The organism is Zavarzinella formosa DSM 19928, assembly GCF_000255705.1.
Taxonomy (GTDB): domain Bacteria; phylum Planctomycetota; class Planctomycetia; order Gemmatales; family Gemmataceae; genus Zavarzinella; species Zavarzinella formosa.
In genome coordinates this window covers 374-749 of the sequence record NZ_JH636466.1, presented here as the reverse complement: position 1 = coordinate 749, position 376 = coordinate 374, and the positions used below count along the sequence as shown (strand labels likewise).

The 376-nt window shown below is 71.8% G+C and carries 1 protein-coding gene; it reads right to left on the bottom strand.

All coding sequences use genetic code 11. From position 1 onward, the window contains the following. The coding region (locus BGIM_RS65490) for a hypothetical protein (protein ID WP_040892532.1) at nucleotides 1-376 on the bottom strand (376 nt) is incomplete at both ends.

Sequence of the window (376 nt, the reverse complement as noted above, 5' to 3'; positions counted from 1 at the left end):
ATCCGCTCCTCCCGCGCCACCGTCTGGTCCGACACCATCAGCTTCTGACGCGCCCGCGCGATCCGCTCGTTCTCCTCGGCCCGCGCCCGCACGATCGCGTCGCCCCGCGCCCCCACGTCCGTCAGCAGCAGTTCGATCTTGTTCAGCAGCTTCTGACGGGTCGCCTCCCCGAGGTCACCGACCACCCGCACGCTGTCCCGCTGCGACACCAGCAGGTCCTTCGCGCTCTTCGGGTCGCCGCTGCGCAACAGGTCCCGCGCCCGCGACAGCGTCTCGTCCACCGCCACGTTGGTCTGCTGCTCCCGGATCTTCTGCCGGGCCTCCTCCTGCCGCAGCAACTGGTTCGGGTCGGCCGCCGGGACCGGCTCCTCCCCCG